Origin of the sequence: Anaeromyxobacter oryzisoli (assembly GCF_022690765.1) — a bacterium.
In the GTDB taxonomy this organism is placed as follows: Bacteria; Myxococcota; Myxococcia; order Myxococcales; family Anaeromyxobacteraceae; genus Anaeromyxobacter; species Anaeromyxobacter oryzisoli.
The window spans coordinates 1-1,227 of the sequence record NZ_JALCZA010000168.1 but is presented as its reverse complement, the minus strand read 5'-3'; the positions used below and the strand labels follow the sequence as shown (position 1 = coordinate 1,227).

Sequence of the window (1,227 nt, the reverse complement as noted above, 5' to 3'; positions counted from 1 at the left end):
GCGGCCGCTCGCGGCCGCCTCGTCAAGGCGGACGGGCCGCTCCGCGAGCTCAAGGAGGCGCTCGCCGCGGCGGCGGAGGCGTTCCTCCCGGCGGCGGCCCACGTGCTCGCGGCGCCGCAGGACGCGGAGCTGGCCGCGCTGGTGACGGACGCCGCGCGCCGGTACGCCGCGCGGAAGGCGGCGGCGCGGGCGGTGGACTTCGACGACCTCCTCGTCCGCGCCCGGGATCTGCTCCGGCGCGACGCGGCGCTCCGGGCGGAGCTGCGCGGCCGGCTCCGCGCGCTCCTCGTGGACGAGTACCAGGACGTGAACCCGGTCCAGCAGGACCTCTTCGAGGTGCTCGCCGGCCCGGGCGATCCGGCGGGCCCGGTCCTCGTCGCGGTCGGCGATCTCAAGCAGTCCATCTACCGGTTCCGCGGCGCGGACGTCGCGGTGTTCGCGCGCCTGCTCCGCCGCTTCGAGGCGGGCGCGGGGCGCGTGCTCCACCTCTCCGAGAACCACCGGTGCGCGCCGGCCGTGCTCGACCTCGTGAACGAGGTCTTCGTCCGGGCGCTCCAGCCGCCGCCGGGGCAGCCGCCGCGCGACGACGAGATCGCCTTCGGCGATCGCGATCGGCTCGTGCCGACGCGCCCGGAGGGCGCCCGGCCCGCCTGCGAGCTGCTGGTGGACGCGGGGGGAGGCCGGGCCGAGGAGCGGCGGGAGCGTGAGGCGGCGGCGATCGCGGCCCGGATCGGGGCGATCGTGACGGGGGCGGCCGGCGTCGCGGTGCGCGCGCGGAGCGCGGGAGGCGGCGAGGAGGGCCGCCGGCCCCGGTACGGCGACGTCGCGATCCTGTTCCGGCGGCTCACCCAGCTCGCGCCGTACGAGCGAGCGCTCCGGGCCGCCGGCATCCCGTACCGCCTCGCCCGCGGCGGCGGGTTCTACCAGGCGCCGGAGGTCCGGGACCTCGGCGAGCTGCTCGCCGCGCTGGCCGACCCGTCGGACGCGGTGGCCTGGGCGGCCCTGCTCCGGTCGCCCGAGTGCGCCGTGAGCGACGGGACCCTGCTGCTCCTCGCGCAGGTCGGCCTCGGCCGGCTCGCGTGGCTGGAGGACTCGGCCCTCGCGGCCGCCCTCGACGCGCCGACCGCGCCGACCGCGCCGACCGCGCCGACCGCGCCGACCGCGCCGACCGCGCCGACCGCGCCGACCGCGCCGACCGCGCCGACCGCGCCGACCGCGCCGACCGCG

General features: G+C 80.0%; 1 protein-coding gene. It reads left to right on the top strand.

Annotated elements, in window-relative coordinates:
- Nucleotides 1–1,227 (top strand): UvrD-helicase domain-containing protein (locus MNZ27_RS23195; RefSeq protein WP_242396429.1); only part of this gene is annotated, 1,227 nt, incomplete at both ends.